16 protein-coding genes are annotated in these 17,784 nt (G+C 69.8%); 7 read left to right on the top strand and 9 right to left on the bottom strand.

All coding sequences use genetic code 11. The features are described from left to right. Nucleotides 1–7: 7 nt before the first annotated feature. A complete protein-coding gene (locus tag LMI96_RS00455; RefSeq protein ID WP_223720645.1) occupies nucleotides 8–625 on the bottom strand; it encodes a 50S ribosomal protein L25/general stress protein Ctc in 618 nt (205 codons plus the stop codon). A gap of 177 nt (nucleotides 626–802) precedes the next feature. Here LMI96_RS00455 and LMI96_RS00450 point away from each other — a divergent pair, with 177 nt between their 5' ends. Continuing rightward, nucleotides 803–961, top strand: coding sequence for a hypothetical protein (locus tag LMI96_RS00450; RefSeq protein ID WP_223720644.1), 159 nt, complete (start codon nucleotides 803–805; stop codon nucleotides 959–961). Nucleotides 962–987: 26 nt separating this feature from the next. On the opposite strand, the gene LMI96_RS00445 is transcribed toward LMI96_RS00450, so the two are convergent. Beyond that, nucleotides 988–1,710 (bottom strand): FadR/GntR family transcriptional regulator, encoded by a 723-nt coding sequence (locus LMI96_RS00445; protein WP_223720643.1) that lies wholly within the window; start codon nucleotides 1,708–1,710, stop codon nucleotides 988–990. A gap of 125 nt (nucleotides 1,711–1,835) precedes the next feature. Between LMI96_RS00445 and LMI96_RS00440 the strand changes: the two genes are divergently transcribed. The 3 genes from LMI96_RS00440 (at nucleotide 1,836) to gndA (ending at nucleotide 5,345) form a co-directional block, all read left to right on the top strand. Beyond that, nucleotides 1,836–3,257 (top strand): GntP family permease, encoded by a 1,422-nt coding sequence (locus tag LMI96_RS00440; protein ID WP_223720642.1) that lies wholly within the window; start codon nucleotides 1,836–1,838, stop codon nucleotides 3,255–3,257. A gap of 18 nt (nucleotides 3,258–3,275) precedes the next feature. Beyond that, complete coding sequence (locus tag LMI96_RS00435) at nucleotides 3,276–3,794, top strand: gluconokinase (RefSeq protein ID WP_223720641.1); 519 nt, start codon at nucleotides 3,276–3,278, stop codon at nucleotides 3,792–3,794. A gap of 99 nt (nucleotides 3,795–3,893) precedes the next feature. Beyond that, nucleotides 3,894–5,345: an NADP-dependent phosphogluconate dehydrogenase gene (gene gndA / locus LMI96_RS00430; RefSeq protein ID WP_223720640.1), complete on the top strand. Its 1,452-nt coding sequence runs from the start codon at nucleotides 3,894–3,896 to the stop codon at nucleotides 5,343–5,345. 265 nt (nucleotides 5,346–5,610) lie between these two features. Here the strand turns inward: gndA and LMI96_RS00425 are convergent, their stop codons facing one another. Further along, the gene (locus tag LMI96_RS00425) at nucleotides 5,611–6,333 is read right to left on the bottom strand and encodes an ABC transporter ATP-binding protein (protein ID WP_228360098.1); all 723 of its coding nucleotides are present in this window, start codon (nucleotides 6,331–6,333) and stop codon (nucleotides 5,611–5,613) included. Nucleotides 6,334–6,380: 47 nt separating this feature from the next. After that, nucleotides 6,381–7,853, bottom strand: a complete 1,473-nt coding sequence (locus tag LMI96_RS00420; RefSeq protein ID WP_228360097.1) for an ABC transporter permease — start codon at nucleotides 7,851–7,853, stop codon at nucleotides 6,381–6,383. Between the two features lie 193 nt (nucleotides 7,854–8,046). Here LMI96_RS00420 and LMI96_RS00415 point away from each other — a divergent pair, with 193 nt between their 5' ends. The 3 genes from LMI96_RS00415 (at nucleotide 8,047) to pgi (ending at nucleotide 12,060) form a co-directional block, all read left to right on the top strand. Beyond that, nucleotides 8,047–8,781 (top strand): response regulator transcription factor, encoded by a 735-nt coding sequence (locus tag LMI96_RS00415; protein ID WP_223720637.1) that lies wholly within the window; start codon nucleotides 8,047–8,049, stop codon nucleotides 8,779–8,781. Then, nucleotides 8,778–10,283 carry an ATP-binding protein gene (locus LMI96_RS00410; protein WP_308015738.1) on the top strand — a complete coding sequence of 502 codons (1,506 nt, stop codon included), beginning with the start codon at nucleotides 8,778–8,780 and terminating at the stop codon, nucleotides 10,281–10,283. Before LMI96_RS00415 ends, LMI96_RS00410 begins: the two co-directional genes overlap by 4 nt. A gap of 97 nt (nucleotides 10,284–10,380) precedes the next feature. Next, nucleotides 10,381–12,060, top strand: coding sequence for a glucose-6-phosphate isomerase (gene pgi / locus LMI96_RS00405; RefSeq protein ID WP_228360096.1), 1,680 nt, complete (start codon nucleotides 10,381–10,383; stop codon nucleotides 12,058–12,060). Nucleotides 12,061–12,221: 161 nt separating this feature from the next. Here the strand turns inward: pgi and LMI96_RS00400 are convergent, their stop codons facing one another. The 5 genes from LMI96_RS00400 to glmU form a co-directional block, all read right to left on the bottom strand. Beyond that, nucleotides 12,222–13,790, bottom strand: coding sequence for an FAD-dependent oxidoreductase (locus LMI96_RS00400; RefSeq protein ID WP_223720635.1), 1,569 nt, complete (start codon nucleotides 13,788–13,790; stop codon nucleotides 12,222–12,224). Beyond that, nucleotides 13,787–14,662 (bottom strand): FAD:protein FMN transferase, encoded by an 876-nt coding sequence (locus LMI96_RS00395; protein WP_228360095.1) that lies wholly within the window; start codon nucleotides 14,660–14,662, stop codon nucleotides 13,787–13,789. Before LMI96_RS00395 ends, LMI96_RS00400 begins: the two co-directional genes overlap by 4 nt. Continuing rightward, nucleotides 14,662–15,159, bottom strand: a complete 498-nt coding sequence (locus LMI96_RS00390) for a hypothetical protein (RefSeq protein WP_223720633.1) — start codon at nucleotides 15,157–15,159, stop codon at nucleotides 14,662–14,664. Before LMI96_RS00390 ends, LMI96_RS00395 begins: the two co-directional genes overlap by 1 nt. A gap of 146 nt (nucleotides 15,160–15,305) precedes the next feature. Continuing rightward, nucleotides 15,306–16,340 carry a ribose-phosphate diphosphokinase gene (locus tag LMI96_RS00385; protein WP_223720632.1) on the bottom strand — a complete coding sequence of 345 codons (1,035 nt, stop codon included), beginning with the start codon at nucleotides 16,338–16,340 and terminating at the stop codon, nucleotides 15,306–15,308. Then, nucleotides 16,315–17,784: a bifunctional UDP-N-acetylglucosamine diphosphorylase/glucosamine-1-phosphate N-acetyltransferase GlmU gene (glmU, locus tag LMI96_RS00380; RefSeq protein ID WP_228360094.1), complete on the bottom strand. Its 1,470-nt coding sequence runs from the start codon at nucleotides 17,782–17,784 to the stop codon at nucleotides 16,315–16,317. The genes LMI96_RS00385 and glmU overlap by 26 nt, the downstream gene beginning before the upstream one ends.

Here is a 17,784-nt window from a genome sequence, read left to right as displayed (position 1 = left end):
CGCGGGATTACTCGGCGTCGGCCTCGGACTGCTCGGCCGCCACCTCGGCGTCAGCCGAAGCGATCTCTTCTTCGGCCTCGAGCGTGGAGACGGGGATCGAGACGGCGACGATGAGCGTGTCCGGGTCGACCGTCAGCGAAGCGCCGGCCGGCAGCTTCAGGTCGGCAGCGGTGATGTGCGTGCCGTCCTCGAGGCCCTCGACGTCGACCTCGATGTTCTGCGGGATGTTGGTCGCCTCGACCTCGAGCGACACGGTGTTCGCATCGAGGTTCACGATGGTGCCCGGGGCCGGCTCGCCGATGACGACGACGGGGACGTCGACGGAGAGCTTCTCGCCCTTCTTCACGACGAGGAGGTCGATGTGCTCGATGATCTGGCGCACCGGGTCCTTCTGCACGTCCTTGACGAGCGCGAGGTGGTCGGCGCCGTCGATCGACAGCTCGAGAACCTGGTTGGCGCGACGCAGGATGAGGAGCATCTGGTGCCCCGGCAGCGCGACGTGCACCGGCTCGGTGCCGTGACCGTAAAGAACGGCGGGGATCTGGCCCGCAGCGCGGAGGCGACGCGCGAAACCCTTGCCGAACTGCGTGCGCAGTTCGCCGATGACCTTGGTGTCTTCCGACATGGTGATTCTCCTTGCGGGCCCACGGGCCCCGATATGGGTGTGCGGATTCGACTCGAACGCGAGCGCGTGAGGAATACCGTGAGGCCTCTACACTCCCCGTCGATCACGGATGCTGCACGCGGACGCGCGGCATCCCTCGCCGAAGTTCAGACAGAGTCTATCAGCGGGGCGGCTACCATGGAAAACTCGCGAACCGCGCTCGAAAGGACCCTCGTGGACGCTCAGCTGGCCTCCGACATCATCCTCGGCGTGATCGGAGTACTGACCGCGTTGTCGGCGATCGGCATCGTCGGCGCGTTCTTCTCGATGGGTCGCTCGAACTACCGCAAGGGCTGATCCACCTCCCGCGAGGGCTGCTCGAGCTACGGCGAGGCCTGCTCCGCGCTCTCCGCACGGAGCGCCGCATCCGCCTCCGCCACGATGCGCCGCAGCGCCGCCGCCGCGTCATCGCTGCGACCGGCCACGATCGCGAAGGCCGCATCCTGGTGCCAGCGCACCGCATCCGGGTTCGCGTCGTGCGGCATGAGCGCGTGACGTGTGCGACCGACCAGCACGGATTCGACGACGTCGCCGAGCGCGGCGAGCATCGGGTTGCCGGATGCGCGCAGCATCGTGCGGTGGAAGCGCACGTCGGCCGCGAGGTAGTGGGCGCCGTCGGCGTCGTGCTCGGTGCGGGCCATCTCCATCACCGCGGCGACGAGCGTCTGCCGCTCCTCTTCGCTCGCGCGCCCGGCGGCAAGGCTCGCCGCCAGCGGCTCGACCGCACCGCGCAGCGCACCGAGATGGCCGAGCTGCGTCTCACGCCCGGCACCGCTCAGCCGCCAGGCGATCACTTCGGGCGCGTACTCGTTCCACTCGGATTCGGGCCGCACCTCGATGCCCGACTTCCGGCGCACCTGCACGAGTCCGAGTGACTCGAGCACCCGCACGGCTTCGCGGGCGGCCGTGCGGGACGCCCCCTCGGCGTCGGCGACCTCGCTCGTGACGAGCCGCGACCCGACCGGATGCGTGCCGTGCACGATGGCCGTCCCCAACGTCTCCACCAGGGAGTCGTGGAGAGAACCCTTGCGCTGCACGTGCGTCACCCGTTGATTATGGCGCTGAACATGACAAATATCTCATACGTCTTGCATCACGCGGATCCGAATGCTTTTATGTACGACAAATAGCTCGCGCGGCTCCGCTGCCGCCTGCCGGATCAAGGATGCTCATGGCCCTCACCTTCCCCTCGCTCGTTCCCGCGATCGTCCCCGCGGTCATTCCCGCCGCGACGGATGCCGGCGCGGTTGCCGACCCGGCACGCCTCATCACCGCCGCACTCATCGGCATCGCGCTGATCATCGTGCTGATCACGTGGGGCAAACTGCATCCGTTCCTCGCGCTGACGGTGGGCGCCCTGACCACCGGGCTCGTCGCCGGCATGGACACCATTCAGGCCGTCGCGAGCTTCACGGGCGGCGTCGGCTCGACGATGGGCGGCGTCGGCGTACTCATCGCCCTCGGCGCGATCTACGGCAAACTGCTCGCCGACTCCGGCGGCGCCGACCGGATCGTCGACACCCTCGTCGCGCGGGCGACCCCGCGTTCCCTGCCGTGGATCATGGGCCTGATCGGCGCCATCATCGGCCTTCCGATGTTCTTCGAGGTCGGCCTCGTGCTGCTCGTGCCCGTCATCATCCTGGTCGCGCGCCGCTCGGGCGTCGCGCTCATGAAGATCGCGATCCCGACCCTCGCCGGCCTGTCGGCCATGCACGGTCTCGTCCCGCCGCACCCGGGCCCGCTCGCCGCCATCGACGCGCTCGGCGCGAACCTCGGTCTGACGCTCGCCTTCGGCGTGATCGTGGCCATCCCGGCCGTCATCATCGCCGGCCCGCTGTTCGCGACCTTCGCCGCCCGCTGGGTGGATGTTCCCGTGCCGGCCCTCTTCGAGTCCGCCGAAGACGAGGGCGACCAGGTTCGCCGCCGTCCCTCGTTCGGGGCCACGCTCGCCAGCATCCTGCTTCCCGTCGCGCTCATGCTGCTGAAGGCGCTCGCCGACATCATCGCGCCCGGATCGGAGGCGGGCTGGAAGGTCGTCCTCGACTTCCTCGGCACGCCCGTCATCGCGCTGCTGCTCGCCGTGATCGTCGGATTCATCGTGCTGGGCCGGCCCGCCGGCTTCGGCCGCGCCCGGCTGAACTCCGTCGTCGGCGGATCGCTCGGACCCGTCGCCGGCATCCTCCTCATCGTCGGCGCGGGCGGAGGCTTCAAGCAGGTCCTCGTCGACACCGGCATCGGAGAGGTCATCGCCTCGTTCGTCTCCGGTTCGTCCGTTTCGGTGCTCGTGCTCGCCTGGCTGGTCGCGGTCGTCATCCGCGTCGCCACCGGTTCCGCGACGGTCGCCACGATCACCGCGGCGGGCATCCTGCAACCCCTGACCGAGAACCTCGACGCACCGATGGTGTCGCTCCTCGTGCTGGCGATCGGCGCCGGCTCCGTCTTCCTCTCGCACGTGAACGACGCCGGATTCTGGCTCATCAAGGAGTACTTCGGCCTGACCATCGTGCAGACGCTGAAGTCCTGGACCGTGCTGGAATGTCTCATCTCGGTCGTCGGGCTCATCGGAGTCCTCGCGATCAGTGTCTTCGTCTGATCGGAAGGGCCGCCACCGATGTCACCTCTCGCTCCCCCCGTGCTCGTCATCATGGGCGTCGCCGGCACCGGGAAATCGACCGTCGCCGGACTCCTCGCCGGGCGCCTCGGCTGGGCGTTCCTGGAGGGCGACGACCAGCATCCGCCCGAGAACGTCGCGAAGATGGCCGCCGGTCACCCCCTCGTCGACGACGACCGCTGGCCCTGGCTGGAACGCATCGCGGCTTGGATCGACAAGCGCCAGGCCGCCGGCGAACCCGGCATCGTCACCTGCTCGGCGCTCCGCCGGAGCTACCGCGATGTGATGCGCCGAGAGGGGGTCGTCTTCGTCCACCTCACGGGTGACCGCGAGATCGTCTTCGACCGCCTTACCCGTCGGCAGGGCCACTTCATGCCGCCCGCGCTGTTCGATTCGCAGTGGCAGACGCTCGAACCGCTCGAGCCCGACGAGGACGGCCTCGTCATCGACGTCGCCCAGACGCCGGAGCAGCAGGCAGCGGAGGTCACCGGGCGCCTGCGCCTGTCTGCAGACGCATGAGCGGCGCCCCGCGAAGCCGTCGATCGTGCGCGAGCGCGACGGGAGACCTCGCAGCGGACTACGCTGAAAACCATCCACCGTCCGTTGAAGGAGTGTGCTGTGCCCGCTGAAGGAACCGCGAATATCGGAGTCGTCGGACTCGCCGTCATGGGGTCCAACCTGGCCCGCAACCTCGCCTCGCGCGAGGGGAACACGGTCGCGGTCTACAACCGCAGCCACGACAAGACCGAGCACCTCGTCACCGAGCACCCCGAGGCCGGCTTCGTGCCCACCGCGACGTACGACGAGTTCGCCGCGGCCCTGCAGCGCCCGCGCACCGCGATCATCATGGTCAAGGCCGGCGGCCCGACCGACGCCGTGATCGACGAGCTCGTGCGCGTGTTCGAGCCGGGCGACATCATCGTCGACGGCGGGAACGCGCTGTTCACCGACACCATCCGTCGCGAGAAGGCCGTGCGCGCCACGGGCATCAACTTCGTGGGCATGGGCGTCTCCGGCGGCGAAGAGGGCGCCCTCCTCGGCCCCTCCCTGATGCCCGGCGGCTCCGACGAGTCCTGGACCACCCTCGGCCCGATCCTGCGCTCGATCGCCGCGGTCGCCGAGGGTGAGCCGTGCGTCACGCACGTCGGCCACGACGGCGCCGGACACTTCGTGAAGATGGTGCACAACGGCATCGAGTACGCCGACATGCAGCTCATCGCCGAGGCCTACGACCTCATCCGTCGCGGCACCGGCAAGACCCCGAGCGAGATCGCCGATGTCTTCGCCGAGTGGAACCGCGGCGACCTCGAGTCCTACCTGATCGAGATCACGGCAGAGGTGCTCCGCCAGGTGGATGCGGCGACCGGACGCCCTCTCGTCGACGTCATCGTCGACCAGGCGGGTGCGAAGGGCACCGGCGGCTGGACCGTGCAGACCGCGATCGACCTAGGCGTTCCCGTCTCGGGCATCGCCGAGGCCGTCTTCGCCCGTTCGCTCTCGAGCCACCCCGAGCAGCGCGCGACGACCGGAGCGCTCCCCGGCCCGACCGAAGGCTTCACGGTCGATGACCCCGACGCCTTCATTGAGAAGGTGCGCCTCGCGCTCTACGCCTCCAAGATCGTGGCGTACTCGCAGGGCTTCGACGAGATCCGCGCGGGTGCGGCGAAGTACAACTGGAACATCGACCTCGGCGCGATCGCATCGATCTGGCGCGGCGGATGCATCATCCGCGCCCGCTTCCTGAACCGCATCACCGATGCCTACGCCGAGACGCCCGACCTGCCGGTGCTGCTGACCGCGCCGTTCTTCGTCGACGTGTTCGCTCCGGCCCAGGACGCCTGGCGCGATGTCGTCGCCACGGCCGCGGCCGCCGGCATCCCGAGCCCGGCGTTCTCGTCGTCGCTCGCGTACTACGACGGGCTGCGCGCCGAGCGTCTGCCGGCTGCCCTGATCCAGGGCCAGCGCGACTTCTTCGGAGCACACACCTACAAGCGCGTCGACAAGGACGGCACCTTCCACACGCTGTGGTCGGGCGACCGCACCGAGATCGAAGCCGAAGACACGCACTGATCTGACGCACGAACGGCGGCGGCGCTCCCGAGGGAGCGTCGCCGCCGTTCGTATTGCGGGCGGGTGGTGGCCCTCGCGGCGATCACTCGGCCGATTCCTCGGCCCGAAGCGAGGTGATCTGCCGAAGCGAGGACCGAATTCCGGATGCAGGTCCTCGCTCCGGCAGATCTCCTCGCTCCGGCAGGTCCTCGCTCAGGCAGATCTCCTCGCTCCGGCAGATCTCCTCGCTCCGGCAGGTCCTCGCCCGACCCCCGGATGCGGCGCCCTACCGGGTGATATCCACCACCGCGCCCTTGTCGAGGCGAAGGCGGCGGGTCGCGCGGCGCGCCACCGCGGTGTCGTGCGTGACGACGATCAGCGTGAGCCCCTCGGCGTTGAGGCCCTGGAGCAGCTCCAGGATCTCGTCGCGCATGCTCTCGTCGAGGTTGCCCGTCGGTTCGTCGGCGAGCAGCACCTTCGGCCGCTTCGCGATGGCCCGGGCGATCGCGACCCGCTGCTGCTGTCCGCCCGACAGCTCCCCCGGCCGGTGGTCGCCTCGCTCGGCGAGCCCGACGTGCGCGAGCGCCTGACGGACCCGCTCGGCTCGGTCCGCCTTCGCGAGAGCGAGCGGCTCGAGACCCATGTCGACGTTCTCGGCCGCCGTGAGCGTCGGGATCAGGTTGAATCCCTGGAACACGAATCCGATCTCGTGTGCCCGCAACCGGCCGAGCTCGGCGTTCGAGGCGGTCGCGATGTCGGTGCCCGCGAGCAGGACCGAGCCGGCGGTCGGTCGGTCCAGAGCGCCGAGCAGCTGCAGGAACGTGGACTTGCCGCCGCCGGTCGGGCCCTGAATCGTCACGAACTCGCCCTGCGCGATCTCGATGTCGACGCCCGTCAGCGCCTTCACGATGCGTCCCTTCTGCTGGTAGGTCTTGGTGACCCCGGCGATGCGGTACGCCGGGACGGTCAGGGTGTCGGCGCCCTCCGGGGGCGTCTGGATGATGGTCATGGTCGGTTCTCCTCGATGTCGTAAACGGTGGACGGAGCGGATGCGGCTCAGCCGACTGAGCGAAGCGCCTCGGCGGGGCTCAGCCGGGCTGCGCGCCATCCGCCGAACGCGCCGGCGACGAGGCCGCCCGCGATGGCCAGGCCGACGGCCGCCAGCACGATGCCGATCGACACGGGCGCGCTGAGCACGATGTCGGTGGTCGTCTCGGCCGCGGTCGAGAGCGCACCGGGCATACCGCCGCCCATGCCGCCGGGGCCGGCCGTCGTGTCGGCCGCGGATGCGGTCGAGATGGTCGGCGAGATGAGGTTGATCGCGGCCACACCGGCAAGCCCGATGACGAGACCGCCGATTCCGCCGATCAGTCCCTGCACCATCGATTCTCCGGCCACCTGGCCGACGACGCGGCCGTTCGACCAGCCGATCGCCTTCAGGGTGCCGAACTCACGGGTACGGCGAGAGACGCCCGAGATGGTGAAGAGCACCGCCAGGGCCACGGCGACGGCGAGGACCAGGATCGACAGCCAGGTGCCGAGGCTCGAGATCAGCGAGGACGCGCTCGACAGCGAACCCGAGACGGTGGCGGCGAGGTCGGACTGCGAGCTGACCGTCGCATCCGGAAGCTCTTCCTGCACGGCGCTCTGGACGCTCGAGATGGCGTCGGCGGATTCCGCCTGCACGTAGACCGTCGACACGACGTCGCCGACGCCCGCGATGCTCTGCGCGACGCTCAGCGGGATGTAGACGTTCGCCGCCGTGTCGGCCTCGCTCGAGGTGGACGCGACGATTCCGACGATCTGCATCTGCGTTCCGCCGACATCGATCGTGCCGTCGATCGCGAGATCGTTGCTGGCGGCGTAGGTCGCGTCGATCACGGCGACATTCGCGCTCTCGTCGTCGGTGTCCAGCAGACGCCCCTCGGTCAGTTCGACCGACGACAGCGGGCCGACCTCGGTGTCGCCCGGTTCGATTCCGAGCACCGTGAACGAATCGACGTCGAAGGAGCCACCGCCGAAGCCGCCCCCGCCTCCGCCGCTCGGCGGCGCCTGGCCGTCCGTGCCGCCCTCGGCGGTACTGTCATCGGTGCCGGTCGGCGCCTCCGGCAGCTCGCCGTTGAAGGTCGTGTTCGTGAGGCTGAGCGCGCCGGAAGCCCCCGCGACGCCGTCGGTGCTGGCGACCGTGTCGACGCTGGAGGCGTCGAGCGTCGAGCGCATCGGGGCGGTCATCAGCCGCGACTGACTGAGCGAGGTCGTGCCGTCGTCGCTCGTCTCACCGCCGTCCTGGCCGAACTCGAATCGGCCGCCCGCGGAGCCGCTGCCGGGCTCGGCCTGCGCTCCCGTCACGGTCAGGTCGGTGCCGACGCCGTACACGGACTGCAACGCCTGCGTCTGCGCATCGCGCACTCCGGCGGCCAGCGAATTCACGATGATGACCAGGGCGATGGCGATCGCCAACCCCGCGGCCACGATGATGGTCTGCTTCTTGCGGCCGGCGAGTTCCCGGCGTAGATAGGTGGCGTACATTCAGGTCTCCTCTCGGGGCGGGACTGCCCACACCGAGACCGTAGGAATTGCGCTCATGCGTACCGACTGCGCCGCATATGCGGAATCTATGCACCCGCATCCGCATTCCTCTCGGCGCCCTCTTCCCGAGCTCACAGCCAGCCCATAAGCTGCACCATAGGAACCCCATAGAAACCCGCGCACAATCAAAGGCATGACCACGATCGCTCCCGCCACCGCTCTGCACCGCGCCGATGGAACTCCCCCTCGGCTGCTCGTCGTCGACGACGAGCAGATGCTCACCGATCTGCTCTCGATGGCGCTGCGGATGGAAGGCTGGGACGTCAAGACGGCCGCATCCGGTCTCCAGGCGCTCCAGGTGGCACGCGAGTTCGACCCGGATGCCATGGTGCTCGACATCATGATGCCCGACCTCGACGGCATGGCCGTGCTGCAGCGCCTGCGCCAGTCGGGCAACGACGTGCCGGTCCTCTTCCTCACCGCGAAGGATGCGGTCTCCGATCGCGTCGCCGGACTCACCGCCGGAGGCGACGACTACGTCACCAAGCCCTTCAGCCTCGAAGAGGTCGTGGCGCGTCTGCGTGGTCTGATGCGCCGCGCGGGCACGGCCCAGGCGAGCGATTCCGAGCCCATCCTGCGCGTCGGCGACCTGAGTCTCAACGAAGACAGCCACGAGGTCGAACGCGCCGGTGTCGAGATCGAGCTGACCGCGACCGAGTTCGAGCTGCTGCGCTACCTCATGCGCAACCAGCGCCGGGTCGTGTCCAAGGCGCAGATCCTCGATCGGGTCTGGAACTACGACTTCGGCGGCCGGTCCAGCGTCGTCGAGCTCTACATCTCGTACCTCCGCAAGAAGATCGACCAGGGCCGCGATCCCCTCATCCACACCGTCCGTGGCGTCGGATACATGATCAAAGCGGCCTTGTGAGCGCGGATTCCGCGCCCGACGGGAACCACCCGAACGACCTCGATGACCGCGCCGACGGGGGCGCGACGCGACGCTTCCGACGGATGACGCTGCAGGCGCGACTGATGATCGCCGTGATCGGGATGGTCGCGATCATCCTGGGCGCCGTGGCCCTCGGCACCGGAACGATCCTGACGTCGATCCTGCAGGCGAACCTCGACACTCAGGTGCAGGATGCGGCGGATCTTCGCGGCTATCCGACCGATACGGCCGCCGACATCCTGAACAAGGGTCGGCAGGTGCCCGGCACGCTTCTCATCTACGGTTCGTCGCTCAGCGGAATCTCCGGAGCGTACGTCGACACCGACTCGGTCGAGGTGCTCACGTCCGACCAGATCAGCGGACTGCTGAGCGCCGTCGACCCGACGACCGACCGGCAGACGGTCACTGTGGACGGCCTCGGCGAGTATCGCGTCCACAAGCAGATGGGCACGGGCGGTTCGTTCGTCCTGCTCGGGTTGCCGACATCCGAGGTCACCGCGACCCTCGGGCAGATCCTGCTCACGGTCGGGCTCGTGACGACGGGCGGCCTCGTGCTGCTCGGGGTCGTGCTCGCCATCATCATCCGGCGCAGCCTCCGCCCGCTCCGGGCCGTCGCGACGACCGCCGAACGCGTCGCCGCCCAGCCGCTCGCCGAGGGCGAGGTGACGATCGCCGAGCGCGTGCCCGCATCCGAATCCGACGAACGCACCGAGATCGGACGCGTCGGCGCGGCGCTGAACACCCTGCTCGACCACGTGGGCGCATCGCTCGACGCGCGTCAGCGCAACGAGGAACGGATGCGGCGCTTCGTCGCCGACGCCAGCCACGAGCTGCGCACACCGCTCGCATCGATCCGCGGGTACTCGGAGCTGTCGCTGCGCGACCCCTCGCTGAGCGAGAACTCCGCATCCGCCCTCGAACGCATCCAGGCGCAGTCGCTTCGGATGACCGCGCTCGTCGAGGATCTGCTGCTCCTCGCGCGGCTCGAGGAGGGACAGGAGCTCGTGCACGGGGCGGTCGATCTCTCCCGCGTCGTGATCGAGGCCGTCGGAGACGCGCAGGCCGCCGGACGCGACCACGTGTGGGAGATCGATCTCGGCGAGGAGCCCGTGATCCTGGCGGGCGACGAGTCCCGACTCACCCAGGTGATCGCGAACCTGCTCGCCAACGCGCGCACCCACACGCCGGCGGGCACACGGGTGACCGTCGGGCTCGCGCAGGAAGGCTCCGAGGCAGTGCTGCGCGTGCACGACGACGGACCCGGCGTCGACCCGGCCGTGGCCGACGAGCTGTTCGAGCGCTTCTCGCGCGCCGACCGGTCGCGCGCGCGGAAGACCGGCGGCACCGGCCTCGGGCTCTCGATCGTCCGCGCCATCGTCGAAGCGCACCGCGGCGAGATCACGGTCGACTCGGCGCCCGGCGACACGACGTTCACCGTGCGGCTGCCCGCGAAACCGGCCGATCCCGCTCCCGCCGCCTGACCCCGGCACCCCGCCGGTCGCAGGCCGGGGCGGCACCGGAGATTTGCCCGGGACACACCGCATCCGCGTGCCCCGGCGAAGGGCTAGCGTGGAACTCGTGACCAGTCCCATCGATGCCACCGCCACCCCCGCCTGGGCCGAGCTCGACAGCTTCCGCACCGGCTTCACCCCGAACCTCCGCGAGTGGTTCGCCAGCGACCCCGGTCGTGTCGACCGGTTCAGCCTCCCGCTCGGCGACCTGCACGTCGACCTGTCGAAGAACCTCGTCACCGACGAGATCGTCGCCGCCCTGCTGCGCCTCGCCGAGCAGACGGGCGTCGCCGAGCGCTACGCCGAGATGCTGCAGGGCGCGCACCTGAACACGAGTGAAGACCGAGCCGTGCTGCACACCGCGCTCCGCCGTCCGCCCGGTGCCGAGCCCGCACTAGAGGTCGACGGCCAGGCGATCGACACCGACGTGCAAAACGTGCTGACCGCCCTCTCCGCCTTCGCGGACCGCGTGCGCTCGGGCGAGTGGACCGGCATCACCGGCCGCAAGGTCACCCACGTCGTCAACATCGGAATCGGCGGCTCCGACCTCGGACCGGTCATGGTCTACGAGGCGTTGAAGCCGTACGCGGATGCGGGCATCCAGGCCCGGTTCGTCTCGAACATCGACCCGACCGACATCGCGCAGAAGACCGCCGACCTCGACCCCGAGACGACGTTGTTCATCGTCGCGTCCAAGACCTTCACGACGCTCGAGACGCTCACCAACGCGCGCCTCGCCCGCGACTGGCTGTGGCGCGGGCTCTCCGCATCCGGGGCCATCACCGACGACGACACCGCGCGGACGGGTGCGGTCGCGCACCACTTCGTGGCCGTATCGACGGCGCTCGACAAGGTCGCGGCCTTCGGCATCGACCCGACGAACGCGTTCGGCTTCTGGGACTGGGTCGGCGGACGCTACTCGGTGGACTCGGCGATCGGCCTGTCGCTCGCCGTGGCACTCGGCCCCGACGTGTTCCGCGAGCTTCTCGCCGGGTTCCACACGGTCGATGAGCACGTACGGACGACACCGTTGGCGCAGAACGTGCCGGTGCTGATGGGCCTTCTGAACGTCTGGTACGGCAACTTCCTCGGCGCGCAGTCGCACGCCGTGCTGCCCTACGCGCAGCAGCTCAGCCGCTTCCCCGCGTACCTGCAGCAGCTGACGATGGAGTCCAACGGCAAGTCCGTGCGCTGGGACGGCACCCCCGTCACCACCGACACGGGCGAGGTCTTCTGGGGCGAACCGGGCACGAACGGACAGCACGCGTTCTACCAGCTGATCCACCAGGGCACGCGCCTCATCCCGGCCGACTTCATCGCGTTCGCGAACCCCGCCTATCCCCTCGCCGACGGCGAGCGGGATGTGCACGGGCTGTTCCTGGCGAACTTCCTCGCGCAGACGAAGGCACTCGCCTTCGGCAAGACCGCCGCAGAGGTGGAGGCGGAGGGCACCTCGGGCCCGCTCGTCGCGGCCCGCACGTTCGCCGGCAATCGTCCGACGACGTCGATCTTCGCTCCGGCGCTGACGCCCGTCGTGCTCGGGCAGCTGATCGCGCTGTACGAGCACATCACGTTCACGCAGGGCGCGATCTGGGGCATCAACTCCTTCGACCAGTGGGGCGTGGAGCTCGGCAAGCAGCTCGCGCTGCAGATCGCTCCGGCGATCGAGGGCGACGACGACGCCCTCGCCGCGCAGGATGCCTCGACCCGCGCACTGCTCGAGTACTACCGCGCGCACCGCGCCTGACCGCATCCGCTCGCCCAGGCGGCCCGCCCGCCTGCGCGGAGCGCGCCCGCCTGCGCTGGGCGCACCAACCGCGAGACGGGATCTTCGCGCCGAGACAGTGGGGTTTACCCACGGCTTCGGCGCGAAGATCCCGTCTCGCGGGCTTTCGGGGCGCGCGCGGGTCAGTAGCCGCTGAAGGCGTCGGTCGTGATGCCGCGGGCCTTCTGCAGCGCCGGCGTCAGATCGGCGATCAGCGCGGGCGGGCCCGAGATGTAGGCGTGCCGGTTCTCGAGATCGGGAACGACACGGGCCAAGGCGGCCGCGTCGAGACGTTCCGGCCCACCCCACACCCAGCCGGCCGGCAGAGCCGTGGGCTCGTCGCGGGTGAACACCACGACGGGAACGCCGGATGCGGCGATGTCGTCACGGAACACGATCTGCGAGGAATCCGTGGCCACGTACACCAGCACGATGTCTCGGCGGTCGCCGGTCGCCGCCAGGTGCCGCAGGTGCGACACGAACGGGGTGACACCGATTCCGGCCGCGACCAGCAGCAGCGGACGAGCACTGTCGCGCGGCAGAGCGAAATCTCCCCACACTCCCGTCACCGCCAACGTGCTACCCGGCCCGACCTCGGCCAGCGCACGCTTGTACGTGCTCTGCGCGCCGACGCCGTCCCGATAGGCGACGCGAACGGTCGGCAGGTCCTCGGGCGCCGACACGATGCTGAACGGTCGGCGGGTTCCCTTGGCATCGGCGCGGCGGTGGGGCACATCGAGCTCGAGGTACTGCCCGGCCTGGAACGCGAGCGGGCGAGCCGTGCGGAACGTGAGCTCCCGCACGGTCGGCGACGGCGACGTCCGCTCCACCAGCGTCAGCCGAACGGCCGCGCGAAGGCAGAACAGGAAGGCGACAAGGTTCCCGATCAGCAGCGCCCGCTCCTGGCCGAGCGTCATGTACCCGATCGCGATCGGCCAGCCGGCGAGCACACCGACCACCGTCGCCACGACGAGCTGCTGGCTGCGGCGTGGCGGCAGCGTGAGCGGCTCGGACAGCATGAACGCGCCGAGGAAGAGGAACGGGGATGCGGTGAGGATCTGACCGATCACGGTGGGGGCATCGAACTCGAGCCCGCTCTGACCGAACTGCACCACGACCCGGATGATGTTCACGACGATCGCCACGAGCAGGAAGAGCCCCACCACGCGAAGCTTCTCGGTGCGCCACAGCACCGCGATACCGAGGAGCAGCACCGGGCCGAAGAGGACGGGCGAACCGACCCACCACGCCGAGCCGCCGATTCCCGAATCGAGCGGCAGGAGCGCGGAGATGACGGTCACCACGGTCGCCCCGACCGCGGCGGGGTTGAAGATGTGCCGACCACGCCAGACCAGCAGGTATTTGGAGACGGATGCGGCCACCGCCGCGATCGCAATGCCGACGAGGCCGATCGGCTCGAGCGTCGGGCGCAGCACGAACAGCAGGATCGCCGCGGTGATGAGCGAGGACTCCGCGCGGAGCGGGAGGCGCAGCAGGCGCTGCATCCCGGTGTCGGCGAGCACCGACACGACGGCCAGCACGGCAGCGGTCACGAGAAGCTCGGCCGGGGTCGGAACGACGAGCCCGAACAGCGACAGCGCGAGCGCGATCACCGCGAGCAGCACGAGGGCGAGCTGCACGAAGCGGTACATCGAGAGCCGCCCCAGCAGGGCGGTCACGCGCTGCCGGGCAGCGGTGAGCGAGGCGATCATACGAACAGCTCCATTTCTGTGTCGGGCGCCCACTCCACGCGCCCGTCGGTCGTCATCCGTACCCAATCCACGCCCCACCGGGCGGCCAGTTCCGGGCCGCCGTCGAAGAAGAGCGCGGTCGCGGCGGCATCCGCGTACATCGCGTCATCCGCCAGTACCCACGTGGCAGCGACCCGCCGCACCGGCATTCCGGTGCGGGCATCGAGCACGTGGTGCAGTCCTTCTCCCCACGCGCGCCGGTTCACGGCAGACGCGCAGAGCGCCGCATCCGTCACCGTCGCGACACCGATCGCCCGGCTCGCGTCGTAGGGGTGTTCGAGGCCGACGCGCGTCGGCCCGCCGCGCACCGCGAGGTCGCCGCTGGCATCCACCAGCACCGTCCCCGCGACGCGCGGCGCGAGAATGCCGAGCACGAGATCGACGAGTCGGCCCTTTCCGAGGGCGCCCACATCGATCGTGGCGCCCGCACGAAGGCGAAGTTCGTCATCCCAGGTGAGCAGCGCAGGCCAATCGCCCGGCGCCGCCTGCGCGCCGCGGTCGACGAAGGAGTACCCCGCGTCGTAGCCGCGGCGCGCGAGGCTGTCGCCGACGAGCGGGTTCACCGCTCCCCCGGTGGCGTCCGAGAGCTCCCGGTACACCTCGAGCATCGCGGCCGCATCCGGGGGCGACGGCACCGCCGCGACCGAGCCGGTGGCGGAGGCGGCGGATGCGGTCAGCCCCGACACGAGCGAGTCCGCGCGGAACCGCGACCACGTCTCGTCGAAGACCTCGATCTTCCCCGCCACCTCGCGGCGGAGCAGATCGTCGATCGGCTCGTCGGTCACGATGTCCCAGCGGGTGCCGATCGCGTCGAACCGCCAGGAGTCGGCCATCAGGCCGCTGCTTCGCTCTTGATCTCTTCGACGGCCTGGTTGAATCCGCCGCTGGTGAGCGACGAGCCGGCGACGCGGCTGACCGAGATCTCGTCGATGCTCTTGCCGACCACCTCGTCCGAGATGCCGCCGATGAACTGCGACTGGTACTGCTGCGACTCGCGCGCCTGCGGGTCACCCGTCACCTCGACGGCGGTGATGACGTCGTCGGCGAGGGTCAGCGTGACGCTGATGTTCTCCACCGACTCGGGGGTCTGGTACGAGCCCTCGGCCGTGTAGGTGCCGTCGGCGTACGTGGAACCGGTGGACGCCTCAGCCGACGTGTCAGTGCCGGCATCCGCCGAGCTGGAGGACGAGCTGGTCGTCGGAGTGGTCGCGGTGTCTTCGGCGGTCGAAGACGGCGTGGTTGCGCACCCGGCGAGGGCGAGCATGCCCGCCACACCCGCGAGTGCGGCGGCGGAACGGATGGGGCGGGGTACGGCGTTCGTGCGGATCATGACGGTCCTCCTGGATGCGTGCCTCGCGACGACGCCCGGTCGCCCGGGTGCGTCTTTCGCGCTGTCAGTGCCGACGCGGTGCGCCGACACCTTCGATCCTTGAGGGCGACTCTATGAGAACCCTAGGAGTGGCCGCCGAAACCGCCTTACGCGGCGCCGTCGAACATGCTCGTGACCGAACCGTCCTCGAACACCTCTCGAATGGCGCGGGCGAGCAGCGGGGCGATCGGCAGCACCGTGAGCGCCGGGAAGCGCTTCTCCTCGGGCAGCGGGATCGTGTCGGTGACGACGACCTCGTCGATCGAGGGGTCCTGGAGACGAGTGACCGCCGGGTCGCTGAACACCGCGTGCGTCGCGGCGACAATGACGCGCTCGGCGCCGCTCGCCTTCAGCGCCTGCGCGGCCTTCACGATCGTGCCGCCGGTGTCGATCATGTCGTCGACCAGAAGGCAGACGCGACCTTCGACCCGACCGACGATCTCGTTGACCGTCACCTGGTTGGCGACGTTCGGATCGCGGCGCTTGTGGATGATCGCCAGCGGAGCACCGAGGCTGTCCGACCAGGTGTCGGCCACGCGCACGCGACCCGTGTCCGGGGAGACGACGGTCAGCTTCGCGCGGTCGTCGGCGCTCAGGGTGCGCTCGAAGTACTCCAGCAGCACGGGCTTGGCGAACAGGTGGTCGACCGGGCCGTCGAAGAAGCCCTGGATCTGCGCCGCGTGCAGATCGACGCTCATGACGCGATCGGCGCCCGCCGTGCGCAGCAGATCGGCCACGAGCCGGGCGCTGATCGGCTCCCGCCCGCGCCCCTTCTTGTCCTGGCGCGAATAGGGGTAGTACGGAGCGACGACGGTGATGCGCTTCGCGGACGCGCGCTTGGCCGCATCCAGCATGATGAGCGTTTCCATCAGCCACTCGTTCACCGGCGGCCCGAAGGACTGCAGGAGGAACATGTCGCATCCGCGGATCGAGACCTCGAAACGGGTCAGGATCTCGCCGGACGCGAACGTGCGGTACTCGGTGGGCACACCTTCGGTGCCGAGCGCGCTCGCGACGTCGGTCGCCAGCTCCGGGTGCGAACGGCCGGAGGCGATGACCAGCCGCTTCTTGGTCTTTGCGACGAGTCCCGGGGCGATGCCGCGTTCGCGATCGAGATCAACCGTCTTGTCTTTGCGTGCCATCGCTCGTTTCCTGTGCCGATCGTGCGCGCGCCGCCGCATCCGCTGCGGCCGTGCCCGGTCTGTTGTTCTCGACCCATCCCTCGACATTGCGCTGAGGGGCGACGCTGAGAGCCAAAGCTCCTGCCGGCACATCCTTGCGGATGACGGCACCGGCACCCGTTTTCGCGCCGGCTCCGATTCTAACGGGCGCGACGAAGACGTTGTGCGAGCCGCTGTGCACTTCGTCGCCGATCTCGGTGCGATGCTTCGCGATGTCGTCGTAATTCGCCGTGATCGCGCCGGCTCCGAGGTTGACGCCGCGCCCGATGGTGGTGTCGCCGATGTACGACAGGTGCGGCACCTTGCTGCCCTCGCCGATCGTGGAGTTCTTCACCTCGACGAACGTTCCGGCCTTCGCGTCGTCGGCGAGGATCGCGCCGGCACGCAGGTACGCGAACGGGCCGACGTTCGCCCGGGCGCCGATGACCGCGAGTGTCGCGTCGCTGCGGCGGACGACCGCATCCGCGCCCACCTCGCAGTCCGTGAGACTCGTGTCGGGTCCGATCGTGGCGCCCGCGGCGATGGTCGTGGCCCCGAGGATCTGCGTGTTCGGAAGCACCGTCACGTCCGGCTCGAAGGTCGCGTCGACGTCGATCCACGTCGTCGCGGGGTCCAGGATGCTGACGCCCGCGCGCTGCCACCGCCGCACAGTGCGCGCGTTCAACAGCCGCGCGGCCTCGGAGAGCTGCACCCGGTCGTTGACGCCGAGAGCGGCGGCCGGGTCGGGCGCGATCCCGACGGCGATCCGCTCCCCCGCGCGGCGCGCGATCCCGACCACGTCGGTGAGGTACTTCTCACCCTGCGCGTTCGCCTGCCCGACCTCCGGAAGGTGCCGGCGCAGCGCATCGGTCGTGAAGACGTAGACGCCCGCGTTGATCTCGTCGACCGCGGCCTCGTGATCGGTGGCGTCCTTCTGCTCGACGATGCGCTCCACATCGCCCGCCGCGTCGCGGAGCACCCGCCCGTAGCCGGCCGGTTCAGCCAGCACGGCGCTCAACAGAGTCACGGATGCGGACCGGTCGCGGTGGGTCGCGATGAGCGCCTCGAGGGTCACCGGCTCGAGCAGCGGCACGTCACCGCTCAGCACGAGCACGTCGCCGGCGAAATCGCCGAGACCGTCGAGACCGAGCTCCACCGCGCGTCCGGTGCCGGGCACGTCGTCCTGATCGACGACGACGGCATCGGGCAGAAGGTCGGCCACCGCGCGGGCGACCTGCTCGCGCTCGTGCCGGACGACGACGACGATCCGCACCGGTGAGAGGGCAGCGGCCGTGTCGAGCACGTGCCCGACCAGGGGCCGGCCGGCGAGCGGATGCAGCACCTTCGGCAATCGCGACCGCATCCGGGTTCCCTGGCCTGCGGCGAGCACGATGACGGCGAGCGGTGCGGTCTGCGTCTCTGACAT

Origin of the sequence: Microbacterium sp. cx-59, assembly GCF_020805625.1 — a bacterium.
Classification (GTDB): domain Bacteria; phylum Actinomycetota; class Actinomycetes; order Actinomycetales; family Microbacteriaceae; genus Microbacterium.
The sequence above is the reverse complement of the archived record's forward strand: the minus strand, read 5'-3'. Positions and strand labels throughout refer to the sequence as shown.

Bases quoted from the DNA above. Each gene is read 5' to 3' on its own strand.
- glmU (WP_228360094.1), bottom strand. From the start codon at position 17,784: ATGTCAGAGACGCAGACCGCACCGCTCGCCGTCATCGTGCTCGCCGCA.
- LMI96_RS00415 (WP_223720637.1), top strand. From the start codon at position 8,047: ATGACCACGATCGCTCCCGCCACCGCTCTGCACCGCGCCGATGGAACT.
- LMI96_RS00455 (WP_223720645.1), bottom strand. From the start codon at position 625: ATGTCGGAAGACACCAAGGTCATCGGCGAACTGCGCACGCAGTTCGGC.
- LMI96_RS00395 (WP_228360095.1), bottom strand. From the start codon at position 14,662: ATGGCCGACTCCTGGCGGTTCGACGCGATCGGCACCCGCTGGGACATC.
- LMI96_RS00450 (WP_223720644.1), top strand. From the start codon at position 803: ATGGAAAACTCGCGAACCGCGCTCGAAAGGACCCTCGTGGACGCTCAG.
- LMI96_RS00385 (WP_223720632.1), bottom strand. From the start codon at position 16,340: ATGGCACGCAAAGACAAGACGGTTGATCTCGATCGCGAACGCGGCATC.
- LMI96_RS00400 (WP_223720635.1), bottom strand. From the start codon at position 13,790: ATGATCGCCTCGCTCACCGCTGCCCGGCAGCGCGTGACCGCCCTGCTG.
- LMI96_RS00435 (WP_223720641.1), top strand. From the start codon at position 3,276: ATGTCACCTCTCGCTCCCCCCGTGCTCGTCATCATGGGCGTCGCCGGC.
- LMI96_RS00420 (WP_228360097.1), bottom strand. From the start codon at position 7,853: ATGTACGCCACCTATCTACGCCGGGAACTCGCCGGCCGCAAGAAGCAG.
- LMI96_RS00425 (WP_228360098.1), bottom strand. From the start codon at position 6,333: ATGACCATCATCCAGACGCCCCCGGAGGGCGCCGACACCCTGACCGTC.
- LMI96_RS00390 (WP_223720633.1), bottom strand. From the start codon at position 15,159: ATGATCCGCACGAACGCCGTACCCCGCCCCATCCGTTCCGCCGCCGCA.
- LMI96_RS00440 (WP_223720642.1), top strand. From the start codon at position 1,836: ATGGCCCTCACCTTCCCCTCGCTCGTTCCCGCGATCGTCCCCGCGGTC.